22 protein-coding genes and 1 tRNA gene are annotated in these 20,491 nt (G+C 71.7%); 10 read left to right on the plus strand and 13 right to left on the minus strand.

Annotated features, from left to right (window positions below; all coding sequences use genetic code 11):
* Positions 1 to 86 precede the first annotated feature (86 nt).
* Genes ACWEFJ_RS12340 through ACWEFJ_RS12350 form a run of 3 tightly spaced genes read right to left on the minus strand, consistent with a single transcriptional unit; the run spans position 87 to position 1,301 of the window.
* Complete coding sequence (locus ACWEFJ_RS12340) at positions 87 to 689, minus strand: hypothetical protein (protein WP_378082843.1); 603 nt, start codon at positions 687 to 689, stop codon at positions 87 to 89.
* Position 690: 1 nt separating this feature from the next.
* Entirely contained in the window at positions 691 to 1,149 is a 459-nt protein-coding gene (locus tag ACWEFJ_RS12345; RefSeq protein WP_449713797.1) for a RidA family protein, read from the minus strand.
* Entirely contained in the window at positions 1,146 to 1,301 is a 156-nt protein-coding gene (locus tag ACWEFJ_RS12350; protein ID WP_141979599.1) for a DUF4177 domain-containing protein, read from the minus strand. The genes ACWEFJ_RS12345 and ACWEFJ_RS12350 overlap by 4 nt, the downstream gene beginning before the upstream one ends.
* Positions 1,302 to 1,442: 141 nt before the next feature.
* Between ACWEFJ_RS12350 and ACWEFJ_RS12355 the strand changes: the two genes are divergently transcribed.
* The 3 genes from ACWEFJ_RS12355 to ACWEFJ_RS12365 all read left to right on the plus strand — a co-directional run bounded on the left by ACWEFJ_RS12355 (position 1,443) and on the right by ACWEFJ_RS12365 (position 3,872).
* Positions 1,443 to 1,694: a hypothetical protein gene (locus tag ACWEFJ_RS12355; protein ID WP_449713798.1), complete on the plus strand. Its 252-nt coding sequence runs from the start codon at positions 1,443 to 1,445 to the stop codon at positions 1,692 to 1,694.
* A 70-nt stretch (positions 1,695 to 1,764) separates the two neighbouring features.
* A complete protein-coding gene (locus tag ACWEFJ_RS12360; RefSeq protein WP_378082851.1) occupies positions 1,765 to 2,757 on the plus strand; it encodes an ArsA-related P-loop ATPase in 993 nt (330 codons plus the stop codon).
* Complete coding sequence (locus ACWEFJ_RS12365) at positions 2,754 to 3,872, plus strand: ArsA family ATPase (RefSeq protein ID WP_378082852.1); 1,119 nt, start codon at positions 2,754 to 2,756, stop codon at positions 3,870 to 3,872. The genes ACWEFJ_RS12360 and ACWEFJ_RS12365 overlap by 4 nt, the downstream gene beginning before the upstream one ends.
* 11 nt (positions 3,873 to 3,883) lie before the next feature.
* On the opposite strand, the gene ACWEFJ_RS12370 is transcribed toward ACWEFJ_RS12365, so the two are convergent.
* Entirely contained in the window at positions 3,884 to 4,174 is a 291-nt protein-coding gene (locus ACWEFJ_RS12370; protein WP_378082854.1) for a WhiB family transcriptional regulator, read from the minus strand.
* A 258-nt stretch (positions 4,175 to 4,432) separates the two neighbouring features.
* Between ACWEFJ_RS12370 and ACWEFJ_RS12375 the strand changes: the two genes are divergently transcribed.
* Positions 4,433 to 6,907, plus strand: a complete 2,475-nt coding sequence (locus ACWEFJ_RS12375) for a penicillin-binding protein (RefSeq protein ID WP_378082855.1) — start codon at positions 4,433 to 4,435, stop codon at positions 6,905 to 6,907.
* A gap of 554 nt (positions 6,908 to 7,461) precedes the next feature.
* Here the strand turns inward: ACWEFJ_RS12375 and ACWEFJ_RS12380 are convergent.
* Entirely contained in the window at positions 7,462 to 7,929 is a 468-nt protein-coding gene (locus ACWEFJ_RS12380) for a GatB/YqeY domain-containing protein (RefSeq protein ID WP_378082858.1), read from the minus strand.
* Positions 7,930 to 7,992: 63 nt separating this feature from the next.
* On the opposite strand from ACWEFJ_RS12380, the gene ACWEFJ_RS12385 reads away from it, so the two are divergent.
* Both ACWEFJ_RS12385 and ACWEFJ_RS12390 read left to right on the plus strand, forming a co-directional pair.
* Positions 7,993 to 8,952, plus strand: coding sequence for a metallophosphoesterase (locus ACWEFJ_RS12385; protein ID WP_449713799.1), 960 nt, complete (start codon positions 7,993 to 7,995; stop codon positions 8,950 to 8,952).
* A gap of 25 nt (positions 8,953 to 8,977) precedes the next feature.
* Positions 8,978 to 9,051, plus strand: a tRNA-Pro gene (locus ACWEFJ_RS12390).
* A 439-nt stretch (positions 9,052 to 9,490) separates the two neighbouring features.
* Here the strand turns inward: ACWEFJ_RS12390 and ACWEFJ_RS12395 are convergent.
* Together ACWEFJ_RS12395 and ACWEFJ_RS12400 are read right to left on the minus strand one after the other, a co-directional pair.
* A protein-coding gene (locus ACWEFJ_RS12395; protein ID WP_449713800.1) for an IS5 family transposase occupies positions 9,491 to 10,314 on the minus strand; the annotation gives its coding sequence in 2 pieces (ribosomal slippage) (positions 9,491 to 9,960 and positions 9,960 to 10,314; 825 coding nt in all).
* Positions 10,315 to 11,335: 1,021 nt separating this feature from the next.
* Positions 11,336 to 12,208 (minus strand): aldo/keto reductase family oxidoreductase, encoded by an 873-nt coding sequence (locus ACWEFJ_RS12400; RefSeq protein ID WP_449713801.1) that lies wholly within the window; start codon positions 12,206 to 12,208, stop codon positions 11,336 to 11,338.
* A 132-nt stretch (positions 12,209 to 12,340) separates the two neighbouring features.
* On the opposite strand from ACWEFJ_RS12400, the gene ACWEFJ_RS12405 reads away from it, so the two are divergent.
* On the plus strand, positions 12,341 to 12,778 hold the full coding sequence (locus ACWEFJ_RS12405; protein ID WP_378082901.1) for a winged helix-turn-helix transcriptional regulator: 438 nt from the start codon (positions 12,341 to 12,343) through the stop codon (positions 12,776 to 12,778).
* 9 nt (positions 12,779 to 12,787) lie between these two features.
* On the opposite strand, the gene ACWEFJ_RS12410 is transcribed toward ACWEFJ_RS12405, so the two are convergent.
* Positions 12,788 to 13,534 (minus strand): class I SAM-dependent methyltransferase, encoded by a 747-nt coding sequence (locus ACWEFJ_RS12410; protein ID WP_449713802.1) that lies wholly within the window; start codon positions 13,532 to 13,534, stop codon positions 12,788 to 12,790.
* Between the two features lie 103 nt (positions 13,535 to 13,637).
* Positions 13,638 to 13,838 carry a hypothetical protein gene (locus ACWEFJ_RS12415; RefSeq protein WP_073897285.1) on the minus strand — a complete coding sequence of 67 codons (201 nt, stop codon included), beginning with the start codon at positions 13,836 to 13,838 and terminating at the stop codon, positions 13,638 to 13,640.
* Positions 13,839 to 14,080: 242 nt separating this feature from the next.
* Between ACWEFJ_RS12415 and ACWEFJ_RS12420 the strand changes: the two genes are divergently transcribed.
* Both ACWEFJ_RS12420 and ACWEFJ_RS12425 read left to right on the plus strand, forming a co-directional pair.
* Positions 14,081 to 14,290 (plus strand): hypothetical protein, encoded by a 210-nt coding sequence (locus ACWEFJ_RS12420; RefSeq protein ID WP_449713803.1) that lies wholly within the window; start codon positions 14,081 to 14,083, stop codon positions 14,288 to 14,290.
* Between the two features lie 54 nt (positions 14,291 to 14,344).
* A complete protein-coding gene (locus ACWEFJ_RS12425) occupies positions 14,345 to 16,156 on the plus strand; it encodes a prolyl oligopeptidase family serine peptidase (RefSeq protein ID WP_449713804.1) in 1,812 nt (603 codons plus the stop codon).
* 49 nt (positions 16,157 to 16,205) lie between these two features.
* Here the strand turns inward: ACWEFJ_RS12425 and ACWEFJ_RS12430 are convergent, their stop codons facing one another.
* From ACWEFJ_RS12430 to ACWEFJ_RS12440, 3 genes are all read right to left on the minus strand, one after another.
* Positions 16,206 to 16,688, minus strand: a complete 483-nt coding sequence (locus ACWEFJ_RS12430) for a Dps family protein (protein WP_378082907.1) — start codon at positions 16,686 to 16,688, stop codon at positions 16,206 to 16,208.
* A 15-nt stretch (positions 16,689 to 16,703) separates the two neighbouring features.
* Entirely contained in the window at positions 16,704 to 17,126 is a 423-nt protein-coding gene (locus ACWEFJ_RS12435; protein ID WP_449713805.1) for an organic hydroperoxide resistance protein, read from the minus strand.
* A 111-nt stretch (positions 17,127 to 17,237) separates the two neighbouring features.
* Positions 17,238 to 17,798, minus strand: coding sequence for an NADPH-dependent FMN reductase (locus ACWEFJ_RS12440; RefSeq protein ID WP_378082912.1), 561 nt, complete (start codon positions 17,796 to 17,798; stop codon positions 17,238 to 17,240).
* An 80-nt stretch (positions 17,799 to 17,878) separates the two neighbouring features.
* Here ACWEFJ_RS12440 and ACWEFJ_RS12445 point away from each other — a divergent pair, with 80 nt between their 5' ends.
* Positions 17,879 to 18,946 (plus strand): alpha/beta hydrolase, encoded by a 1,068-nt coding sequence (locus ACWEFJ_RS12445; protein ID WP_449713806.1) that lies wholly within the window; start codon positions 17,879 to 17,881, stop codon positions 18,944 to 18,946.
* Positions 18,947 to 19,039: 93 nt separating this feature from the next.
* On the opposite strand, the gene ACWEFJ_RS12450 is transcribed toward ACWEFJ_RS12445, so the two are convergent.
* Entirely contained in the window at positions 19,040 to 20,488 is a 1,449-nt protein-coding gene (locus ACWEFJ_RS12450) for a catalase (protein ID WP_449713807.1), read from the minus strand.
* Between the last annotated feature and the right edge of the window lie 3 nt (positions 20,489 to 20,491).

Genomic DNA, 20,491 nt, shown 5'->3' on the forward strand with positions numbered 1-20,491 from the left:
CAGGAGGTCGTGTAAACGGACGGGGAGTCCCACACCGTCGTTCGTCACGCCTGTTCTCCTTCCGGCCCGCGCGGGAGCGGCGAGCTCTACACGGGCACCAGGTGCCCGTCGGCGTCGGCGCCGGCGCACACCAGCTCCGAGGCCGCCAACGCCGCCCTGTGGTAGGGCGGCAGGTCCAGTCCGGCGGGCAGGACCTCCACGCAGGGGTCGTGCTCGCCGAGCGCCCGCAGCACGCGCTGGAGTTCACCGGTCAACCGGGCGGCGCCGGTCGTGGCGGTGACCAGGATGAGCCTCCTGGGTTCGCCCCCGCCCAGCCGCCACGAGGACCGGACTTCGCCGACCCCGGGGCGGCCCCGCAGGGTCGCTCCGAGCACCACGGTCGCGGAATCACCCATCGACACCCGATCGGGTGATTCCGGGGAGAAGGTGTAGCCGGATTCGGGGAGTTCGTCCAGCCCTTTGACAGAACTGATGGTCGCCCGGTCGGCCCCGTGCGGCACGAGGGCGTCCGCGAGCAGTCGCTGTTCGTGGTCGGTCAGCCCGATCCGGTCGTGCAGCAGCGTGCGCGGGAGGGCGCGGGCGAGCACCGCGACGGCGTCCGTGCCCGCCCAGTCGCGGAACCGCCACAGGAGGTCGTCCGGGAGCCGCCCGGCGAGCCTCAGCAGCAGCTCGTGGCACGTGTCGGACATCTCACTCCCCGATCTCGACGATCAGCTCCACCTCGACCGGCGCGCCCAGCGGCAGCTCGGCGACGCCCACCGCGGCCCGCGCGTGCCGGCCGGCTTCGCCGAACACCTCGCCGAGCAGCTCGGACGCGCCGTTGACCACGGCGGGGTGGCCGGTGAAGCCGTCGGCGGAGGCGACGAACCCGACGACCTTGACGACGCGCACGACCGAGTCGAGGCCGACGAGCGCGTCCACGGCGGCCAGGGCGTTGAGCGCGCACGTGCGGGCGTGCCCCTTGGCCTCCTCGGGGCTGACGTCGCCGCCGACCTTGCCGGTGGCCGCGAGCGCGCCGCGGACGAACGGCAGCTGGCCGGACGTGAAGACCAGGTTGCCGGTGCGGACCGCGGGCACGTACGCCGCGACGGGCGCCGCGACCTCGGGCAGCTCGACGCCCAGTTCGGCCAGGCGCGCCGTCCAGCTCATGCCTTGGGCCGCTTCAGGTAGGCGACGTGCTGCTCACCGCTCGGGTTCGGCAGGACGGTGACCAGCTCCCAGCCGTCCGCGCCCCACTGGTCCAGGATCGCCTTGGTGGCGTGGATCAAGAGCGGGACGGTCGCGTACTCCCACTTCTGCATGGGGCGCAGCCTAGCGGGAGGTCGGTCGCGGCGACCCCGGCGAGTACCCCCGATCGTGTCGCGGCGGGCCGGCGGGCCGGTCGGGGTCACGGGTCAAAGCGTGACGTGACTGCGCGATCACCCGGCGCTAGCGTTGATCACGTGGAAACGTGGCGGATCGTCGCCACCGGCGCGTTCCTGCTGGGCGGGCTGGTGATGATCCTCGTCGGGATGGCGCAGGCGCGCGACCGCAAGGGCGCGCGGAAGGACGACGTGCGGCGCGCCCTGCTGGTCGGGGCGGTGATCGTGGCGGTCGTCGCGGTGCTCATCGCGTACGTGCTGCCGTCGGTCGTGGCGTGGGGCGTGGTCGGGGCGACCGCCATCGCGGTGGTGTTCGTCACGATGATGGACTGACCGTGGGCGCGGGGGGCGTGACGGGCGGCGTGGCCAGCGGTTCTCAGGGCGGCGCGCATAGGCTGATCTGGTGAACGGCTGGACCGACGTACTCACCCGGGCGCGGCTGCACGTGGTGACGGGCAAGGGCGGGACCGGCAAGACCACGGTCGCCGCGGCGCTCGCGCTGGCGCTGGCCACCGGCGGTCGGCGCGTGCTGCTGGTGGAGGTCGAGAACCGGCAGGGCATCGCGCAGCTGTTCGACCGCCCGCCGCTGCCGTACTCGGAGGAGCGGATCGCGTCCGCGCCCGGCGGCGGGGAGGTGCGCGCGCTGGCGGTGGACCCCGAGGCGGCGCTGCTGGAGTACCTGGACATGTTCTACAACCTCGGGTTCGCCGGCCGGACGTTGAAGAAGATGGGCGCGATCGAGTTCGCCACGACCCTCGCGCCGGGCCTGCGGGACGTGCTGCTCACCGGCAAGGTCAAGGAGTGCGTGCGCCGGGCGGGCAGGACGGGCCGGCACGAGTACGACGCCGTGGTGCTCGACGCGCCGCCGACCGGGCGGGTGGTCCGGTTCCTGGACGTCACCCGGGCCATGGCGGACCTCGCCAAGGTGGGGCCGATCAGGGGCCAGAGCGAGGGCGTGGTGAACCTGCTGCACTCCGGCGACACGGTGGTGCACCTGGTGGCGCTGCTGGAGGAGATGCCGGTGCGCGAGACGTTGGACGCGGTGGCCGAGCTGGACGCCGCCGACCTGCGGCCGGGCGCGGTGTTCGTGAACCGGGTCAGCCCGCCGCGGCTGCCCGCGCGGTCGGTCCCGGCGGCGGCGGAGGGCCGGATCGACGCCGGCCGGGTCCGCGCCGGGCTGGAGGCCGCCGGCCTGGACGTGGACGAGGACCTGCTCGACGGGCTGGTCGAGCAGGCCGTGGAGCACGCGGTGCGCATCCGGATGGAGGAACGCGCGAAGGACAAGCTCGCCGAGGCGGACCTGCCGACGCTGGAGCTGCCGGAGCTGACCGACGGGGTGGACCCGGCCGGGCTCTACGAGCTGGCCGAGGTGCTGGTCGGGCGGGGTGTGCGGTGAACCGGCTGGACGTGGACGCGCTGCTGGACGACCCGGGGACGCGGGTGCTGGTGTGCTGCGGGTCGGGCGGCGTCGGCAAGACGACCACGGCGGCGGCGCTGGCCGTGCGGGCCGCCGGGCGCGGCCGGCGGGCCGTCGTGCTGACCATCGACCCGGCGCGGCGGCTCGCGCAGTCGCTGGGCCTCGGCGAGCTGGACAACCACCCGCGGCGCGTGCACGCGGAGGGCCTGGACAAGGGCGAGCTGCACGCGATGATGCTGGACATGCGCCGCACGTTCGACGACATGGTGTGGCAGCACGCCGGTCGGGAACGGGCCGAGCAGATCCTCGCGAACCCCTTCTACCAGACGATCTCCACGTCGTTCTCCGGCACGCAGGAGTACATGGCGATGGAGAAGCTGGGCCAGTTGGTGGAACGCGACGAGTGGGACCTGATCGTCGTGGACACGCCGCCGAGCCGGTCGGCGCTGGACTTCCTGGACGCGCCGCAGCGGTTGTCGACGGTGCTGGACGGCAAGCTGATCCGGATGCTGTCGGCGCCCGCCCGGGCGGGCGGGCGCGGCATCCGCAAGATCGTGGGCGCGGGCTTCGGCCTGTTCACCAAGGCCGTGTCCACGATCGTCGGCGGCCAACTCCTGCACGACGCGTCGACCTTCGTGCAGGCGTTCGACAGCATGTTCGGCGGCTTCCGGCAACGCGCCCAGGCCACCTACGAGCTGCTGCGATCACCCGGAACCGGTTTTCTGGTGGTCGCGGCGGCCGAACCGGACGCGTTGCGCGAGGCCAGCTACTTCGTGGAGCGGTTGAGCGCGGAGCGGATGCCGTTGACCGGTCTGGTGGCGAACCGGACGCACCCGGTGCTGGCCCCCTTGCCCGCACCCGGCGCGTTGGCGGCGGCGGACCGGCTCGAGCGCACTGGGGACGCGCCGCTGGCCGCCGCGGTGTTGCGGGTGCACGCGGATCGCGTGGCCGTCGCCGATCGGGAGAAGCGACTGCTCGCGCGGTTCACCCGTGCGCACCCCGGTGTTCCGCTGGTCGGAGTACCCGCCCTGCCCACCGACGTGCACGACCTGGAGGGCCTGCACGAGATCGGCCGGCGTCTGGCGGGCGAGTAGGGAAGGGGCCGCTACCCGACCTTGGACTCCTCGTGGTGCTCCTGACGTGCGGTGTCGAGCAGTTCGTGCCAGGAGGCGACGTCCGGGCGGCGCCGCAGCAGCGCCCGCCGTTCGCGCTCCGTCATGCCGCCCCACACACCGAACTCGATCCGGTTGTCCAGGGCCTCGGCAAGGCACTCGGTGCGCACCGGGCACCCCAGGCACACCACCTTGGCCTTGCGCTGCTCCGCGCCCCGGACGAAGAGCTGGTCCGGCTCCTCATCACGGCACGCGGCCTTGATCCGCCAATCCCCCTGCTGCATATCTCCCCCACCTCAGTTCACACAGTGTCCAGACTTCCTAAATCCGCCACACCCCTGCCGCGGATGCCGTAGGCTCACCAACGAGTGGGCGTGCCGTGGGCTGCTGTCTTGGACAGTGACGGACTGTAGAGCCTTCCGGTTCCACCTCCAACCCTGGGTTGCCCACCTGTTACCTGTCTTGAGTACGAGTACTCATCCTGAGTAATCAACTGTGCGCGATCTCGATCAGCTCTTCTGGTGCCGCGTACGCTGACCTGCATGCGAGCCCGGAACGGCGTGCTGAAACTGCTCGGCCTGTGCGTGCTGGCCGGGGTGCTGCTGGCGGGCATGCTGTTCCCGGTCGTGGGCTCGCTCGGCGTGGTGTCGAACGAGGCCAGCGACACGGTCGACAGCATCTCGGCCGACCTCGTGACCACCGACCCGCCGCTGATCTCCACGATCACGGACAAGGACGGCGCGCCCATCGCCTACCTGTACGACCAGTACCGGGTGCTCGTCCCGCCCGAGAAGATCTCGCCCACGATGAAGGCGGCGCTGGTCTCGATCGAGGACCGCCGGTTCTACGAGCACCAGGGCGTGGACTGGCGGGGCACGATCCGGGCCGGGTTGACCAACCAGTTCAGCGGCTCGGTCACCCAGGGCGCGTCCACGCTCACGCAGCAATACGTGAAGAACTACCTCGTGCACGTCGTGGCGCGCAACAACCTGGTGGAGCAGCAGAAGGCGCAGGAGCAGACGGTCGCGCGCAAAGCCCGCGAATGGCGGATCTCGCTGCAACTGGAGCGGAAACTCGGCAAGGAGGAAATCCTCGCCCGCTACCTGAACGTGGTGCCGTTCGGTTCGACGATCTACGGCATCGCGGCCGCGTCCCAGGCGTACTTCAACACCACGGCGGACAAGCTGACCGTGGCGCAGTCGGCGATGCTCGCGGGCATGGTCAACAGCCCGTCCGCGCTGAACCCGGAGGTGTTCCCGGAGAAAGCGCTGGAGCGGCGCAACCAGGTGATCGACAAGATGGTCGAGAACGACAAGCTGTCGCGTGACGCCGCGGAGGCCGCCAAAGCCGAACCGCTCGGCTTGGCGACGCCGGTGCGCACGCCGCCCAGCGGGTGCGTCGGGGCCGGGCCGGAGCACGGGTTCTTCTGCTCGTACGTGCTGAACTATTTGCAGCGCAACGGGTTCAGCCTGGAGCAGCTGAAGACCGGCGGCTACACGATCCGGACCACTTTGGACCGCGCTGTCACCGAGCACGCCAAGCGCGCGGCCGAGGGGCAGGTCGCGAAGTCGACCGACGGGATCGCGAACACCATGGCGATCGTGCGGCCGGGCAAGGAACGGCACGAGGTCGTGGCGCTGGTCGCGAACCGGGACTACGGGTTGAAGGCCGACCAGTTCCAAACGCAGTTCGACCTGCCGTCCGGGGTGGAGAACAAGTTCGGCGCGGGTTCGGTCTACAAGGTGTTCACCGCGGCGGCGGCGTTGGAGAAGGGGATGGGGATCGAGAACACGATCGCCACGCCCAATTCGCACGTGTCGCGGGTGTTCAAGGGCGGCGGGGACAAGTGCCCGCCGACCGGTGAGCCGAACACGCGGTGGTACTGCCTGGGCAACGCGTCGTCGAACTACCCGGCGCAGATGTCGTTGCAGACCGCGTTGCAGACCTCGCCCAACACGGGATTCGTGATCCTGGAGGAACAGCTCGGCATGGACCCGGTCGTGGACATGGCGTCGCGGCTGGGGATGCGCGAGACCATGGCGACGAACATCGCGGGCGTGCGGCCGGACCCGAAGGCGAAGAACAAGGAGCTGCGGATCTCGCAGACCGAGTTCTACAAGTCCAACGGCGGCAACGCCTCGTTCACGCTGAGCCCCGCGCCGGTGAGCACGCTGGAACTGGCGAACGTGGCGGCGACGATCATCAGCGGCGGCGTGTGGTGCCCGCCGTCCCCGATCGGCCAGATCCTGGACCGCAGCGGCAAACCCGTGCCGGTCAACGAGGCGCCGTGCGAGCAGGTCGTGGCCGAGCCGCTGGCGAACGGCCTGGCCACCGGGCTGGCCAAGGACGACCAGGGCCAGGGCACGGCGGCCGCGGCGGCGCGGCAGTTCAAGTGGACCAGGCCGATGCTCGGCAAGACCGGGACCACGGAGGACTACAAGTCGGCCGCGTTCATCGGCGCGACGCCCGACTTCGCCGGCGCGGTGCAGACGTTCAACGACGGCGTCGAACCGCGCGGCATCTGCGTCAACGCCGGCCCGCCGCGCCTGTGCGGCCGGGGCGACATCTACGGCGGCACCGTGCCCGCGCGCACGTGGTTCGACACGATGACGAAGGTCCACGAAGGACTGCCGGTGCGCGGCCTGCCGCCGGTCGAGGAGCGCTACCTCAAGGGCGGCGCGGAGATCCGCGTGCCCGACGTGGTCGGCCGCAACGTCAACGACGCCACCCGGGTTCTGGAGCAGGCGGGCTACAAGGTGTCCGCGCAGAACCGCAACTCGGACCGGCCGAAGGGCCAGGTGGTCAGCCAGACGCCGCGCGGCAGCGCGCTCAAGGGCACCGTGATCACCCTGCTGGTCTCGACGGGCTACGTCCCCCCGCCGCAGCCGAGCGACCCGCCGCCGACCACCGACACCGCCACCCCGGGGCGTCCGGTGCCGCCGGGCGAACCGGGCAACCCCGGCCGCCCGTTCGACCCGCCGGAGATCACCATCCCCACCGACCCACCGCGCCGCTGACCCCCTCGGGCCGGCCGCCCGCGAGGGCGGCCACGGGCGCGCCGCCGAGCCCACCGCCCGGCTGATCCCCCGCCCCACCTGCGTGGCTTGGCCGAGCCAACGCCCGGCCGAGCCCGCCGCAACGCCGGTCCCACGCGCGACATCAGCTTCCGGGCCGGGCCCGGCAGCTTCACCGCACCGCCGAGCCGGGCCACGCACCGCCGAGCCCGGCACGCGCGCCGGTGCGTCGCGTGGGCCGCGCGTCCTGTCGTTCGTTCACGCGTGGCCACGCGTCTTGCTGCCGCTCGCATCGGCCACTCGCTGCCCGCTCGCGTGTCCTGCTTCCGGTCTCGCGGTCGTGTGCCGGGTCGGGTCGGGAGGGGGGCGTGTCGCGGAGGGAGTCGGGTCGGGGTCGTGGTCGGGTGGTGGGTGGTCGGGGGTGGTTTCGGCGCTCCGCTGGTTTTCAACCGAGGTGCGGTAACGGCGTTTCCGTACATTTTCGGGAGATGATCACCCGATCGTGTATGGCTTGGTCGCCGTCGACCCGAAGGGCGGGACGTCGTCCGGGGCGGACCCTAGACCAGTTTCGCCTTGACCGCAGCGGCGACGCGGCCGCCTTCGGCGCGGCCCGCCACCTGGGCGTTCACGACCTTCATGACCTGGCCCATCTGCCGCGGGCCGGGCTTCTCGCCGAGCTGTTCCGCGACCTGCGCGACGGCGGCGTCGACCAGTGCCCCCAGGGCGTCGTCGTCGAGTTGCGCCGGCAGGTAGGACTCCAGCACCTTCGACTCGGCCTGCTCCAGCTCGGCCTTCTCGGCGCGCCCGGCGCCGGCGAACGCCTCGGCGGCCTCCTTGCGCTTCTTCACCTCGCGGGTGATGACCTTGAGCACCTCGTCGTCGCTCAGCTCGCGGGCGCTCGCGCCGGAGACCTCTTCCGTGGTCAGGGCGGCCAACGCCATCCGCAGCGCGCCCGCCCGGACGGTCTCCCGGTTCTTGATCGCCGCCGTCAGGTCCGCCTGCAACCGCGCCTTCAACTCCGCCATGGGCGAAAACGGTACCGGGCGGCCCGGCTCACCCCGAATCGGTCAACCCCCTACCCTCGACGTGTGAACACGCTCGGCCGAACGCTGCTCGCCACGACCGCCCTGGGCACCGCCACGCTCGCGTACGCGGCGGGCATCGAACGCAGGTTGTGGACGTTGCGCGAGGCGACGGTGCCGGTGCTCGCGCCGGGCTCCCCGTCGCTGCGCGTCCTGCACCTCTCGGACCTGCACATGCTGCCGGGGCAGAAGTCGAAGCAGCGGTGGGTCGCCGCGCTGGACGAGCTGGAGCCGGACCTGGTGGTGAACACCGGGGACAACCTGGCGCACAAGCACGCGGTGCCCGCGGTCGTGCGCGCCCTCGGCCCGTTGCTGAACCGGCCCGGCGTGTTCGTGTTCGGCAGCAACGACTACTACGCGCCGCGCCCGAAGAACCCGGCCCGCTACCTGCTGCCGTCGGCGAAGACGCGGCGCATCCACGGCATCCCGCTGCCGTGGCGGGACCTGCGCGCGGCGATGATCGAGCACGGCTGGCTGGACCTGACCCACGCGCGCCGCCGGTTCCAGGTGAACGGCCTGGAGGTGTTCGCCGCGGGCCTGGACGACCCGCACCTCAAGCGGGACCGGTTCGAGGAGATCAGCGGCCCGCTGCCGGAGGTGCCGCTGCGGCTGGGCGTGACCCACTCCCCCGAGCCGCGCGTGCTGGACCCGTTCGCCGCCGAGGGCTACGACCTCGTGCTGGCGGGGCACACGCACGGCGGCCAGCTGCGGATCCCGGGCTACGGCGCGATCGTGACGAACTGCGAACTGGACCGCTCGCGGGCGCGCGGCGTGTCCCGGTGGGGCGCGCACATGTGGCTGAACGTGTCGGCGGGCCTGGGCACGTCGCCGTACGCGCCGGTGCGCTTCGCCTGCCCGCCGGAGGCGAGCCTGCTCACCCTGGTGCCGCGTCCTGTCGACGCAGGTCAGGACCAGTCCGGAGCGGAAAGGGATACCCGGTTCGGAGTGGGTGGGAACGTCAGGTAGAGTTCTCCTCGTTCGAGAGCAGGACCGGGGTGTGGCGCAGTTTGGTAGCGCGCTTCGTTCGGGACGAAGAGGTCGCAGGTTCAAATCCTGTCACCCCGACGCCGGTAAGTGCAGCTCAAGCCCTGTTCGCAGTCGATGCGGACAGGGCTTGACTCGTGTTGAGGGACCTCTCGAGGGAAGACCGGGGGAGGATCGTGGTTCACGCTCCGCCCCCTTCCACCGGGACGTGGTCATGAGGTTCGGGCGGTGGGGCGGGGCCTGACCGACGGACCAGTCTTCCGGCGGCAAGATGAAGTACGGCGAACTCGTCGGCTGAACAGAGACACCCATCCGCCGTCCACCGTAGCGCCTCGCCGTTCGTCGAAGGCCGCCATCGTCTGGCCCGCACCGAGGCCTTGCCGGACGAGGAAGCCGTCACCGCGAGCGGCTTCCCGCACCGCGTCAGGGCGTTTCGCGCCACCCAAGCGTCGCCCAAGTCCAACCGCGTCGTGATCGACGACGGCTTTCGCCACCGCGCCCATGGCCTCGCTAAGAACTCCTAACGCAATGAGTGGTGGCGTTGGAGTCGTCGCCAGCAGATGATCGAGCATGCCAGGCTGAGGAACGCTTCGTGGATGTCGTCGCGGACCTCCCAGCGGACGCGCAGTCGGCGGAACCAGTGCAGCAGCGCCAGCGCCCGCTCGACCACCCAGCGGTGCACGCCCAGGCCGGAGCCGTGGTCGACGCCGCGGCGGGCGATGAGCGGCCGGATGCCCAGGGTACGGAGTTGTCGGCGGTACTTGTCGTGGTCGTAGGCCCGGTCGGCGAACAGCCGGTCGGGTCTACGACGTGGCCGTCCGACCCGTCCACGCACGGGCGGGACGGCGGCGAGCAACGGCATCAGCTGGGTGATGTCGTTGCGGTTCGCGCCGGTCAACGTCACGGCCAGGGGCACGCCGCCGCCGTCGGTGATCAGGTGGTGCTTGGAGCCCGTCCGGACGCGGTCGACCGGGCTCGGCCCGGTTTTGGGCCGCCCTTCACCGCCCGCACGGACGAGGAGTCCACCGCCGCCCGCGACCAGTCCAACGCCCCGGCGGACTGCAACCTCGCCAACAGCAACTCGTGCAGCCGCGGCCACACACCGGCGTCGTTCCAGTCGCGCAGCCGCCGCCAGCACGTCATGCCCGAGCCGTAGCCCAGCTCCTGGGGCAGGAACTCCCACTGGATGCCCGTGTAGAGCACGAACAGGATGCCGCACAACGCCTTGCGATCGTCCAACCGCTTACGACCGGGGTACCGGAACCGCCGCTCGACCTTCGGCAACAACGGCTCGATCAACTCCCACAGCTCGTCCTCGACCTCCCACGGCCGACGCCGGGCCACACCAACCTCCCACCGGACAACACCCCACCCGACAAGATCACAGCATAGCCAAGATCATTCTGTTAGGACCTCTAAGGCGCTGCTCCGAGCTCGTCACCAGCGCAGCAAGTGCCTAACCCACGCAACGACGGCAGGGCGAAAGCAGCAATCGCATCCTCGCCTAGGAGTTCAACACGTCCAGGCCTGGACCAGCGAATAGCACCATGCTGCGGTTTCTGACGTGCACTGCAACTTACGTCCGGTGCCGGAGGTGGTCAGGCGGATCCCAGATTCATCCGAGATCCACCCCAGAACAGTAGGACACGATGAAGTCGTCATCGCTACTGGACAGGGGGCATCCTGTTGAGAACGTTCTTCCTGAAGCTGGGACTGACTGCCGCCGCCGTCGCATCGTCCGTGGCAGTGGTGTCGCCTGCGAGCGCGGCACCGGCACGCGACGCATCAGCGGCATTCGGTGGTCACGTCGGTACGTCGGCGTGCCTGAGCGCTCCCACATCGCCACGCAATAGGGATTCCACCGTGGGGTCGGTGCGGTCGGGGAAGGTCGGAACGATCCGGAGAGGGCCGTACGCAGAATGTGACCCCCTCGGAGTCGCCTATCCCGGGGCACGACTGGACTATTGGTGCTACGTCTACAACGAATACGGTCTCGGATGGACCTTCGTGGAGGCCACGACGGTCGGAATTCGCGGTTGGGTCTACGACGACAACCTCACCGGGCAGGGCAGTGATCTACCCTGCTGAACCGGGTCACGCCGACCGGGTGAGTGGTGTCGAGATTAATCCCGACCCCACTCACCCGGTCGGCGTAGTCAGGTGCGGGTCGGCATCCTGCCGGTCTTGATCGTCGCTCGTTCACCATGTCGTACTGAGCGCACTCAGGACGTCGTCGTGTGTACCCAGCGATCAGGGCGGGGCCATACGGTTCGGGACGAAGAGGTCGCAGGTTCAAATCCTGTCACCCCGACGCAGGTCGGCCCACCGAGAATTCTCGGTGGGCCTGATTCGTCTTTCCGCCCGGTCAGCGGCCGATGGTGTCCAGGTCGGCCAGGTCCTCGGGGGTCAGGGTGAGTCCCGCGCCGGAGAGGTTCTCGTGCAGGTGCGCGGTCGAGGACGTGCCGGGGATGAGCAGGATGTTCGGCGATCGGTGGAGCAGCCACGCCAGTGCGACGGACGCCGGTGTCGCGTGCAGGCGGGCGGCGACCGTCGACAGGGTCTCGGACTGGAGGGGTGTGAAGCCGCCCAGGGGGAAGAACGGGACGTAGGCGATGCCGTCGGCGGCGAGTCGGTCGATCAGGTCGTCGTCGTGGCGGTGGGCGAGGTTGTACAGGTTCTGCACGCACGCGATCGGGGCGATGGCCCGGGCCTCGGCGACCTGCTCCCCGGTGGCGTTGCTGACGCCGAGGTGGCGGATCAGGCCCTCTTGGCGGAGTTCGGCGAGCGTTCCGAACGCCTCGGCGAGCGGGCCGGGGCGGGGGCCTTCGGCGTCGCCGAGCCGGAGGTTGACCACGTCCAGCACGTCGAGGCCGAGGGACCTGAGGTTGTCGTGGACCTGGCGGCGCAGGTCTTCGGGGCGTCGGGCGACGGGCCAGCCGCCCCGGTCGTCGCGGGTGGCGCCCACCTTGGTGGCGATGCGCAGCGACTCGGGGTAGGGGTGCAGCGCCTCGCGGATCAGTTCGTTGGTGACCCGCGGTCCGTAGGCGTCGCTGGTGTCGATGTGGGTGATGCCGAGGTCGACCGCTTCCCGCAGCACGGCGATCGCGCCGTCGCGGTCGGCGGGCGGGCCCATGACGCCGGGACCGGCCAGGCGCATCGCGCCGTAGCCGAACCGGGTGACGGTCAGGTCGCCCAGGGTCCAGTCGCCGCCGGGGAGGGACGGGGTCGGGGTGCTCATCCTGCTGCCTTTCGTCGTGCGTCGCGGGGGTGGCGCGTGCCGCCCCCGTCCGTCAGCATTGGAGAGCAGCTTCCCGTTGGGAAGTAGGCACCTGAAAGTGCGTAACACACCTGTCGGGGAGAGGCGTGGGCCGTGGCGACCACGAAGGCGGCCGAGCGGAGGGCTCGGGCGAAGGTGGAGTACAACGCGTTCCTGGCGGCCTGCCCGAGCCGGCGGTTGCTCGACCGGATCTCGGACAAGTGGGTCGTCCTGGTCCTGTGCGCGCTGGGCGGCGACCACGGCGGCGGGTCGGGTGGACGGCCGGCGGGCGTGCCGAGGGCCCTGCGCTACTCGGAGCTCTCCCGCCTGCTGGCCGGGGTCAGCCAGAAGATGCTGACCCAGACGCTGCGGTCGTTGGAGCACGACGGCCTGCTGACCCGCACCGTGACGCCGACCGTGCCCGTCACCGTCTCCTACGAGCTGACCGACCTGGGCCTGTCGCTGCACCACGTGACGCGCGGTCTCCGGGAGTGGGCGCAGGCGCACATGGCCGACGTGCTCGCGCACCGGGAGGGGCACGGCACGGCCTGATCGACCGCGTCACGACGTCCGGCGGGCCTTCCAGATCTCCTCGCTCGGCCACTGCCTCGCCCACTCGGACGACACCTCGTCGTACTCGCGCTCGGCGGGGGTGGGCGCCTGGAGTTCGATCAGGTCTTCGACGGTGAACCCGCCGGCGCGCAGCAGCCGCAGCATCTCGCCGTGCGGGAGGGTGAACTCGGTGGACGTGCCGTGGTCGACGCGGCGCAGGCCGAACTGCGGGCGGCGCAGGGTGGTGGACGCCGTGCCGCCGGGGCGGGCGCACAGGGCGAACAGCGGTGAGCGGCTCAGGAAGACCAGGTGGCCGCCGGGGCGCAGCAGGCGGGCGGCTTCGAGGATCCAGCGGTACGGGTCGCACCACAGGGACGCGCCGTACTCGCTGATCGCCAGGTCGAAGGTGGCGTCGTCGCGCGGGACGCGTTGGGCGTCGCCCTCGATCAGGGGGAACTCCAGGCCGAACTCGGCCTGCATGGCGCGGGCGGTGTCGAGTTGGCGGGTCGAGATGTCGATGCCGACGGGGCGGGCGCCGAGGCGGGCGAGCCACGCCGAGACGTAGGCGGTGCCGCAGCCGAGTTCGATCACGTCCAGGCCGGTCACGTCCGGCAGGGCGCGGACCTCGGACTCGGGGGTGGCCCACAGGCCCCAGCGGGGTTCGGCGCGGGCCCAGTGGGCGCGGGCCAGGGGGCCGTGCGCCGCGGCGGCGCTGTCCTCCCAGTGGCGGCGGTTGAGTTCCGTGTGGTCGGTCATCCGCCCAGTGCAGCGGCCGGGCGGCGGGGCCGGCCACCGGTTTTCCGGCACGCGCGGGGGGCCGGGAGGGTCCGCTGTCCCTCCCGGCCCGGCCGGCCGGGCGTCACTTCACGTGCGGTCGCAGCTCCGCGAGGCGCCGGAGGAGTTCGCCGACCTCGTTCCAGTCGAGCTTCGCGGACTCGCCGGGCGGGGTGTGGATGCAGACGTTGCCCTCCTCGGTGAGCGACACCTCCAGCGTCCGCCGACGACCCAGGGCGTCGACGCACCCGACGCGACCGCCCTGCCGAACCGTGTTCTCGATCATCGGTCAGACCTCCCCTGCCGCACCAACGCTGTATCCCGTGATTCGTTCGGACCAACGCGGGCGTTACGAACTACTCCTCGCTGTTTCCTAATTGGCACCTTCGGCCTTCCGGCGAGCTTTCGTCACGTTCCGTTAACCCGATCGGGTGGAAGTTGCCGATTGACGTCACGGTGCGTAACAAACTGCGGTCTTCGTCCGACGACGAGTCGACGCCCGTCACCGCCCAGCAGGGAGATGCGCCCATGACCACCACCACCGCCCAGGGCTGGGTCCCCGTCGTCGCCTGGACCCAGGTCGCCCTCGGCCTCGCCGGGATCGTCGCGTTCGCCACCAGCACCACCGCGGGCGTCGCCGTCGCCGGGGCGGTGGCGCTCGTCGCGCTGGTCCACCGCGCCCTGCGCCGCGCGTCGGCCGACCTGGACCGGATCCTGGACGAGGAGCTGGGCCGCTGAGCCGGGCGCCGGACTACCGCCTGGTCACCGCGGGGAAGCCGGCAGGATCGGGGTGTGACGACGCACCCGACCGCCGAAGTGCCCGAGCCGCTGTTCGCCGACGCCGAGGCCGAAGCCCGCTGGCGTGCCCGCTTCACGGCGCCGCGCGTGAGCCTGCCCGGCTGGGCCGACGACGCCCCCGACCGCAGCCTGTACCTGTCGAACTCGAGCGGCGTGTGGGAGATCTACGCCTGGGACCGGGCCACCGACACCCACCGCAGGGTCACCGACCGCCCGAACGGCACGTCGCACGGCGCGCTCAGCCCGGACGGCGAGACGATCTGGTGGTTCGACGACACCGACGGCGACGAGTTCGGCACGTGGGTGGGCGAGCCGTTCCGGCCGGGCGGCGGGCCGAAGCCCGCCGTGGAGGGCGTGCCGCCCGGCTACCCGGCGGGCCTGGAGATCGGGCACCGCGTCGTCGCGGTCGGCACGTCCACCGACGACGGCACGACCGTGTACGTGTCGCGGGACGGCGGGCCGGCCGAGGTGATCTACGCGCACGAGAACGACGGCGGCGTGTCGGCGCTGTCCAAGGACGAGACGCTGGTGGTGCTGTCGCACTCGGAGCACGGCGACAACCGGCACTCCGCGCTGCGCGTGGTCACGCCGTCGGGCGAGAAGGTCGCGGAGAAGTGGGACGGGCCGGGCAAGGGCCTGGACGCGATCGCGTTCAGCCCGGTGCGCGGCGACAACCGGCTGCTGGTCGGGCACGAGCGGCGCGGCCGGGAGGAGCTGCTGATCTGGGACGTCGCGGCGGACACCGAGACCGAGATCGTGATCGACCTGCCCGGCGAGATCAGCGCCGACTGGTACCCGGACGCGCGGTCGCTGCTGGTCGTGCACACGTTCCGGGCGCGCAACACGCTGCACCGGTACGACCTGGAGACCGGGGTCCTGCACGCCCTGGACACCCCGCACGGCACGGTGGGCAGCGCGAACGTGCGCCCGGACGGCGCGGTGGAGTACTCGTGGTCCTCGGCCGCGCGGCCGGGCGTGGTGCGGGTGCTGGACGCGGACGGCGACGAGCGCGTCCTGCTGGAGCCGCCCGGCCACAAGGCCCCGCCGTCGGTGGACCTGACCGACGTGTTCGTGGGCGAGGTGCACGCCCTGGTCGCGCGGCCGGCCGGCGCGCCCGACGGTCCCCTGCCGACGGTGTTCCACCTGCACGGCGGGCCGCACTCGGCGGACGAGGACCGGTTCTCCGCCTACCGGGCGGTGTGGCTGGACGCCGGGTTCGCCGTGGTGCACGTGAACTACCGGGGTTCCACCGGGTACGGCTCGACGTGGCGGGACGCGATCGAGGGCCGGCCGGGGCTGACCGAGCTGGAGGACGTGGCCGCGGTGCACGACTGGGCCGTCGGCTCCGGGTTCGCCGACCCGGCGCGGTGCGTGGTCAACGGCGCGTCGTGGGGCGGGTACCTGTCGCTGCTGGCGCTCGGCACGCAGCCGGAGCGGTGGGCGGCCGGGGTGGCGGGCGTGCCGGTGGCCGACTACCTGGCCGCCTACGAGGACGAGATGGAGCCGCTGCGGGCGTTCGACCGGGCGTTGTTCGGCGGGTCGCCGGAGGAAGTGCCGGACCGGTACCGCGAGTGCTCGCCGTTGACGTACGTGGACGCGGTGCGCGCGCCGGTGCTGGTGCTGGCGGGCGAGAACGACCCGCGCTGCCCGATCCGGCAGATCGCCAACTACCTCGACCGGCTGGCGGCGCGCGGCGCGGCCTACGAGGTGTACCGGTACGACGCCGGGCACGGGTCGCTGGTCGTGGCCGAGACGATCCGGCAGACGGCCGCCGAGGTCGGGTTCGTGCGGCGCGTGCTGCCCTAGCACCGCCGACCGGGGCCACCGGGCGCGCCGGTGGCCCCGCGGGGCGCGGTCAGGCCTGCTGCGCCTGCCACATCCAGTGGGCCTGCTCGAGGTTCTTCGTGATCTCGATCAGCAGGTCCTGGGTGACGAGGTCGGACTTGTCGGTCTCGTCCACGCGCTTGCGCAGCCGCTGGATCAGCTCGCCCAGCGCGGTGACGACCGCCGTGACGACCTCGTCCTCCTTGAGCCAGCCGCCGGGGAACTCCGGCACGCCGGAGCCCTCGGCCACCGTCTTCGCCTTGCCGTCCGGCGAGATGCCCAGCGCGGCGGCGCGTTCGGCGACCTCGTCGGTGTAGGTGCGGGCGGTCGAGACCAGCTCGTCGAGCTGGAGGTGGACGCTGCGGAAGTTCTTGCCGACCACGTTCCAGTGCGCCTGCTTGGCCACCAGGGACAGGTCGATCAAGTCCACCAGGGTGGCCTGGAGCACCGCCCCGACCGACGCCTTGTCCGACTCGGTCAGCGGGCTGGTGATCGGGGACTTCTGAGTGCTCATGGGTCTGACGCCTCCTCACACGGTGGTCGTGAGAGCCACCTCGATGTTGCCTCGCGTTGCGTTGGAGTACGGGCACAGCAGGTCCGCCGCCGCGGTGAGCCGCTCCGCCTCGGCCCGCTCCAGGCCGGGCAGGTGCGCGACCAGCTCGACGGCGAGCTGGAAGCCGCCGTCGCCGTTGCGGCCGAGGTCCACCTTCGCGGTCACGGTCGTCTCGCCGAGCTTGACCTTGGCCTGCCGGGCGGCGGCCTTGAGCGCGCTGTGGAAGCACGCCGCGTAGCCGGCCGCGAACAGCTGCTCGGGGTTGGTCTTGTCGCCGCCCGGGCCGCCCAGCTCCTTGGGCATGGAGAGCTGCTCGTCGATCACGCCGTCGGACGTGCGGACCTCGCCGTTGCGGCCTTCTCCGACTGCGATGGCTTCCGCGGTGTAGAGAACCTGCATGTGACGCTCTCCTTCGAGCTGGTGGTCGGGCCCCTCGCCCTGCCCAACACCCGGCCGAAGCCGAACCACACCCGGTCGTGTGGCAGCTCACGCCCTCCCGTGGCTACCCGCTCAACCCGCCCTCGACACGGCGAACTCCGCCACCTGTCGCCCGATCGTGCGCAACTGGTCGGCCACGGACGGCACCGAGCAGCCGCCGTCCACCTCGAACTCGACCTCGCCGGAGTTGACCGCCGCCCCCAGCGGCGTGGGCCAGCCGCGCAGCGCGTGCACGATCGAGCGCAACGCGGTGAGCGTGGTCACCGACGCCTGCCAGCCCTGCGCCGTGGCCACGCAGCCGACCGCGCGGCCGTCGAGGTAGGGGCGTTCGTCGCCGCGCAGGTCCTCGACGTAGTCCAGGGCGTTCTTGACCAGGCCGGACACCGTGCCGTGGTAGCCGGGCGAGACGAGCACCACCCCGTCGGCCAGGCGCAGCGCCTCGACCAGCCGCCGGGCGGCGTCGGTGCGGTCCGGCACGGACGGGTCGTAGAACGGCAGCACCAGCTCGGGGCCGGAGACCTCGACCACCTTCGCGCCCGCGTCCACGGCGCCCTCCAGGGCGATCCGCATCGCGCGCTCGGACTGCGAGTTGGGGCGCAGGGACCCGCCGATGCCCACCACGGTGACCGTCATGGTGCCCGATCCTGCCACCTGCACCTAACTGGAGGTCCAGCGCTCGCCCGAAGCCCCTACCCGCGAGTAACGTAGGTCTCATGTCGAAGCTCGCCGAGTCGATCCCTCCCGGTGTCCTGGCCGGTGCACTCCGCTTCGTGTTCGGCCTGCCCGCGCCGCTGCGCCGGCTCGTCGCCGGCCCGCCCGTCACGGTGGACGGCCAGCGGCTGCACCCCGAGGCGCAGCTCCTGCTGAGGTTGCAGCGGCTCAGCGGCGAGGACTGGCGGACGACCACGCCCGCCGCCAACCGCGTCGCGCTCAACCGGACGAACGCCCTGGTCTGCGGGCCCGTCATCGGCGGCGTGGCGGTGCGGTCGCTGTCGCTGGACGGCGTCGGCGCGCGGTTCTACGAGCCGACCGGGCTGGCCGCCGGGTCGCCGCTGCTGGTCTTCTACCACGGCGGCGGGTGGGTCAGCGGCGACCTGGACAGCCACGACAACCTGTGCCGGTTCCTCGCCGTGGAGGGCGGGGTGCGGGTGCTGTCGGCCGACTACCGGCTCGCCCCCGAGCACCCGTTCCCGGCCGCGGCGGACGACGCGCGGACCGCGTTCGAGTACGCCGTGGCGCACGCCGAGGAGCTGCGGGTCGACCCGCGGCGGATCGCGCTCGGCGGCGACAGCGCGGGCGGGAACCTGGCGGCCGTGACCGCGCTGCACGCGGGGGACGTCAAGCCGGTGTTCCTGCTGCTGTTCTACCCGGCGGTGGACGCGTCGGTGCGGCGGCGGTCGCGGGAGCTGTTCGGCCGCGGGTTCTTCCTCACCGACGAGAAGATGGACTGGTTCCTGGACCACTACGCGCCGTCCCGGGACACGCACACCGACCCGAGGCTGTCGGTGCTGCTGGCGGAGGACCTGAGCGGGCTGCCGCCGACGTACCTGGCGACGGCCGGGTTCGACCCGCTGCGCGACGAGGGCGAGGCGTTCGCGGAGAAGCTGGCGCGGCAGGGCGTGCCGGTGGTGCTGCGGCGGCACGAGGGGCTGTTCCACGGGTTCGCGAACATCCTCGGCGTGGGCGGCGTGTTCCGGGAGGCGGTGGCCGAGGCGGTCGGGTCGCTGCGCACCGGGCTGGCGCTGGCCAACGCCCGGCAGGACGTCCCCGACACGGCGTGACGCCGGGCCGCGGCCCGGCGGAAGACCGGACGGGGCCGCCCGGTGCGGGCGACCCCGTCGGGTGTGCACTGTCAGGGGTGCACGGTCACAAGGTCACTTGCCGAACGCGGCGGCGATCTTGTCGCCGGTCTCCTTGTCGATGTTGCGCCAGTACTCGAACACCCGCTCCAGCACCGGCTCGGACACGCCGTTGGACGCGTGCGCGACCACGGTCTTCACCAGGCGCTCCCGCTGGGCCTCGTCCATGACCTCGCGGATCAGGGTGCCCGCCTGGCCCCAGTCGTCGTCCTCGGCGTGCAGCTTGTACGCCGAGCGCACGACCTCGTCCTCGACGCCGTAGGTCGTGGTGACCTCGCCGGCCGCCTCGGCGGAGGCGTGCGGGCCGCCGTAGGAGTTGGGCGCGTACACCGGGTCGGCCGGGTTGGCGAAGCGCATCGCGCCGTCCCGCGAGTACGAGTTCACCGGCGACTTCGGCCGGTTCACCGGCAGCTCGTTGTAGTTCGCGCCGATGCGGTACCGGTGGGCGTCGGGGTAGGCGAACATGCGGCCCACCAGCATCCGGTCCGGGGACGCGCCGATGCCGGGCACCAGGTTGGTCGGCTCGAACGCCGCCTGCTCGATCTGGGAGAAGTAGTCCGACGGGTTGCGGTCGAGCACCAGCCGGCCGACCTTGACCAGCGGGTAGTCCGCGTGCGGCCACACCTTGGTCAGGTCGAACGGGTTGAAGCGGTACGTCGCGGCCTCGGCGTACGGCATGACCTGCACGTGCAGCGTCCACGACGGGAACTCGCCGCGCTCGATGGCGTGCCACAGGTCGGCGCGGTGCGCGTCGGCGTCCTCGCCCGCGATCCGGGCGGCCTCCTCCGAGGTCAGGTTCTCGACGCCCTGGTCGGTCTTGAAGTGGTACTTGACCCAGAACTTCTCGCCGGCCGCGTTCTCCCACAGGTAGGTGTGCGAGCCGTAGCCGTTCTGGTGCCGCCAGGTGCGCGGGATGCCCCGGTCGCCCATCAGCCACGTGACCTGGTGCGCGGTCTGCGGCTGCAGCGTCCAGAAGTCCCACTGCATGTCGTGGTCGCGGCGGCCGGTGTCGGCGCGGCGCTTCTGCGAGCGGATGAAGTCCGGGAACTTGATCGGGTCGCGCAGGAAGAACACCGGGGTGTTGTTGCCGACCAGGTCGTAGTTGCCCTGCGTGGTGTAGAACTTCAGCGCGAAGCCGCGCGGGTCGCGCCACGTGTCGGGCGAGCCCAGCTCGCCCGCGACGGTCGAGAAGCGCAGCAGCACCTCGGTCCGGACGCCGGGCTGGAACAGGGCGGCCTTGGTGAAGCGGCTGACGTCCTCGGTCGTCTCGAAGTGGCCGAACGCGCCGCCGCCCTTGGCGTGCACGACCCGCTCCGGCACCCGTTCCCGGTTGAACTGGGCGTTCTTCTCGATCAGGTAGTGGTCCTGCAGCAGGATCGGGCCGTTCGCGCCCAGGGTCAGGGAGTGGTCGTCGCTCGCGACCGGGATGCCCGCGTTGTTGGTGGTGTGACGCGCTTCGGTCACGCT

It is taken from the genome of Actinosynnema sp. NPDC004786 (assembly GCF_053601135.1).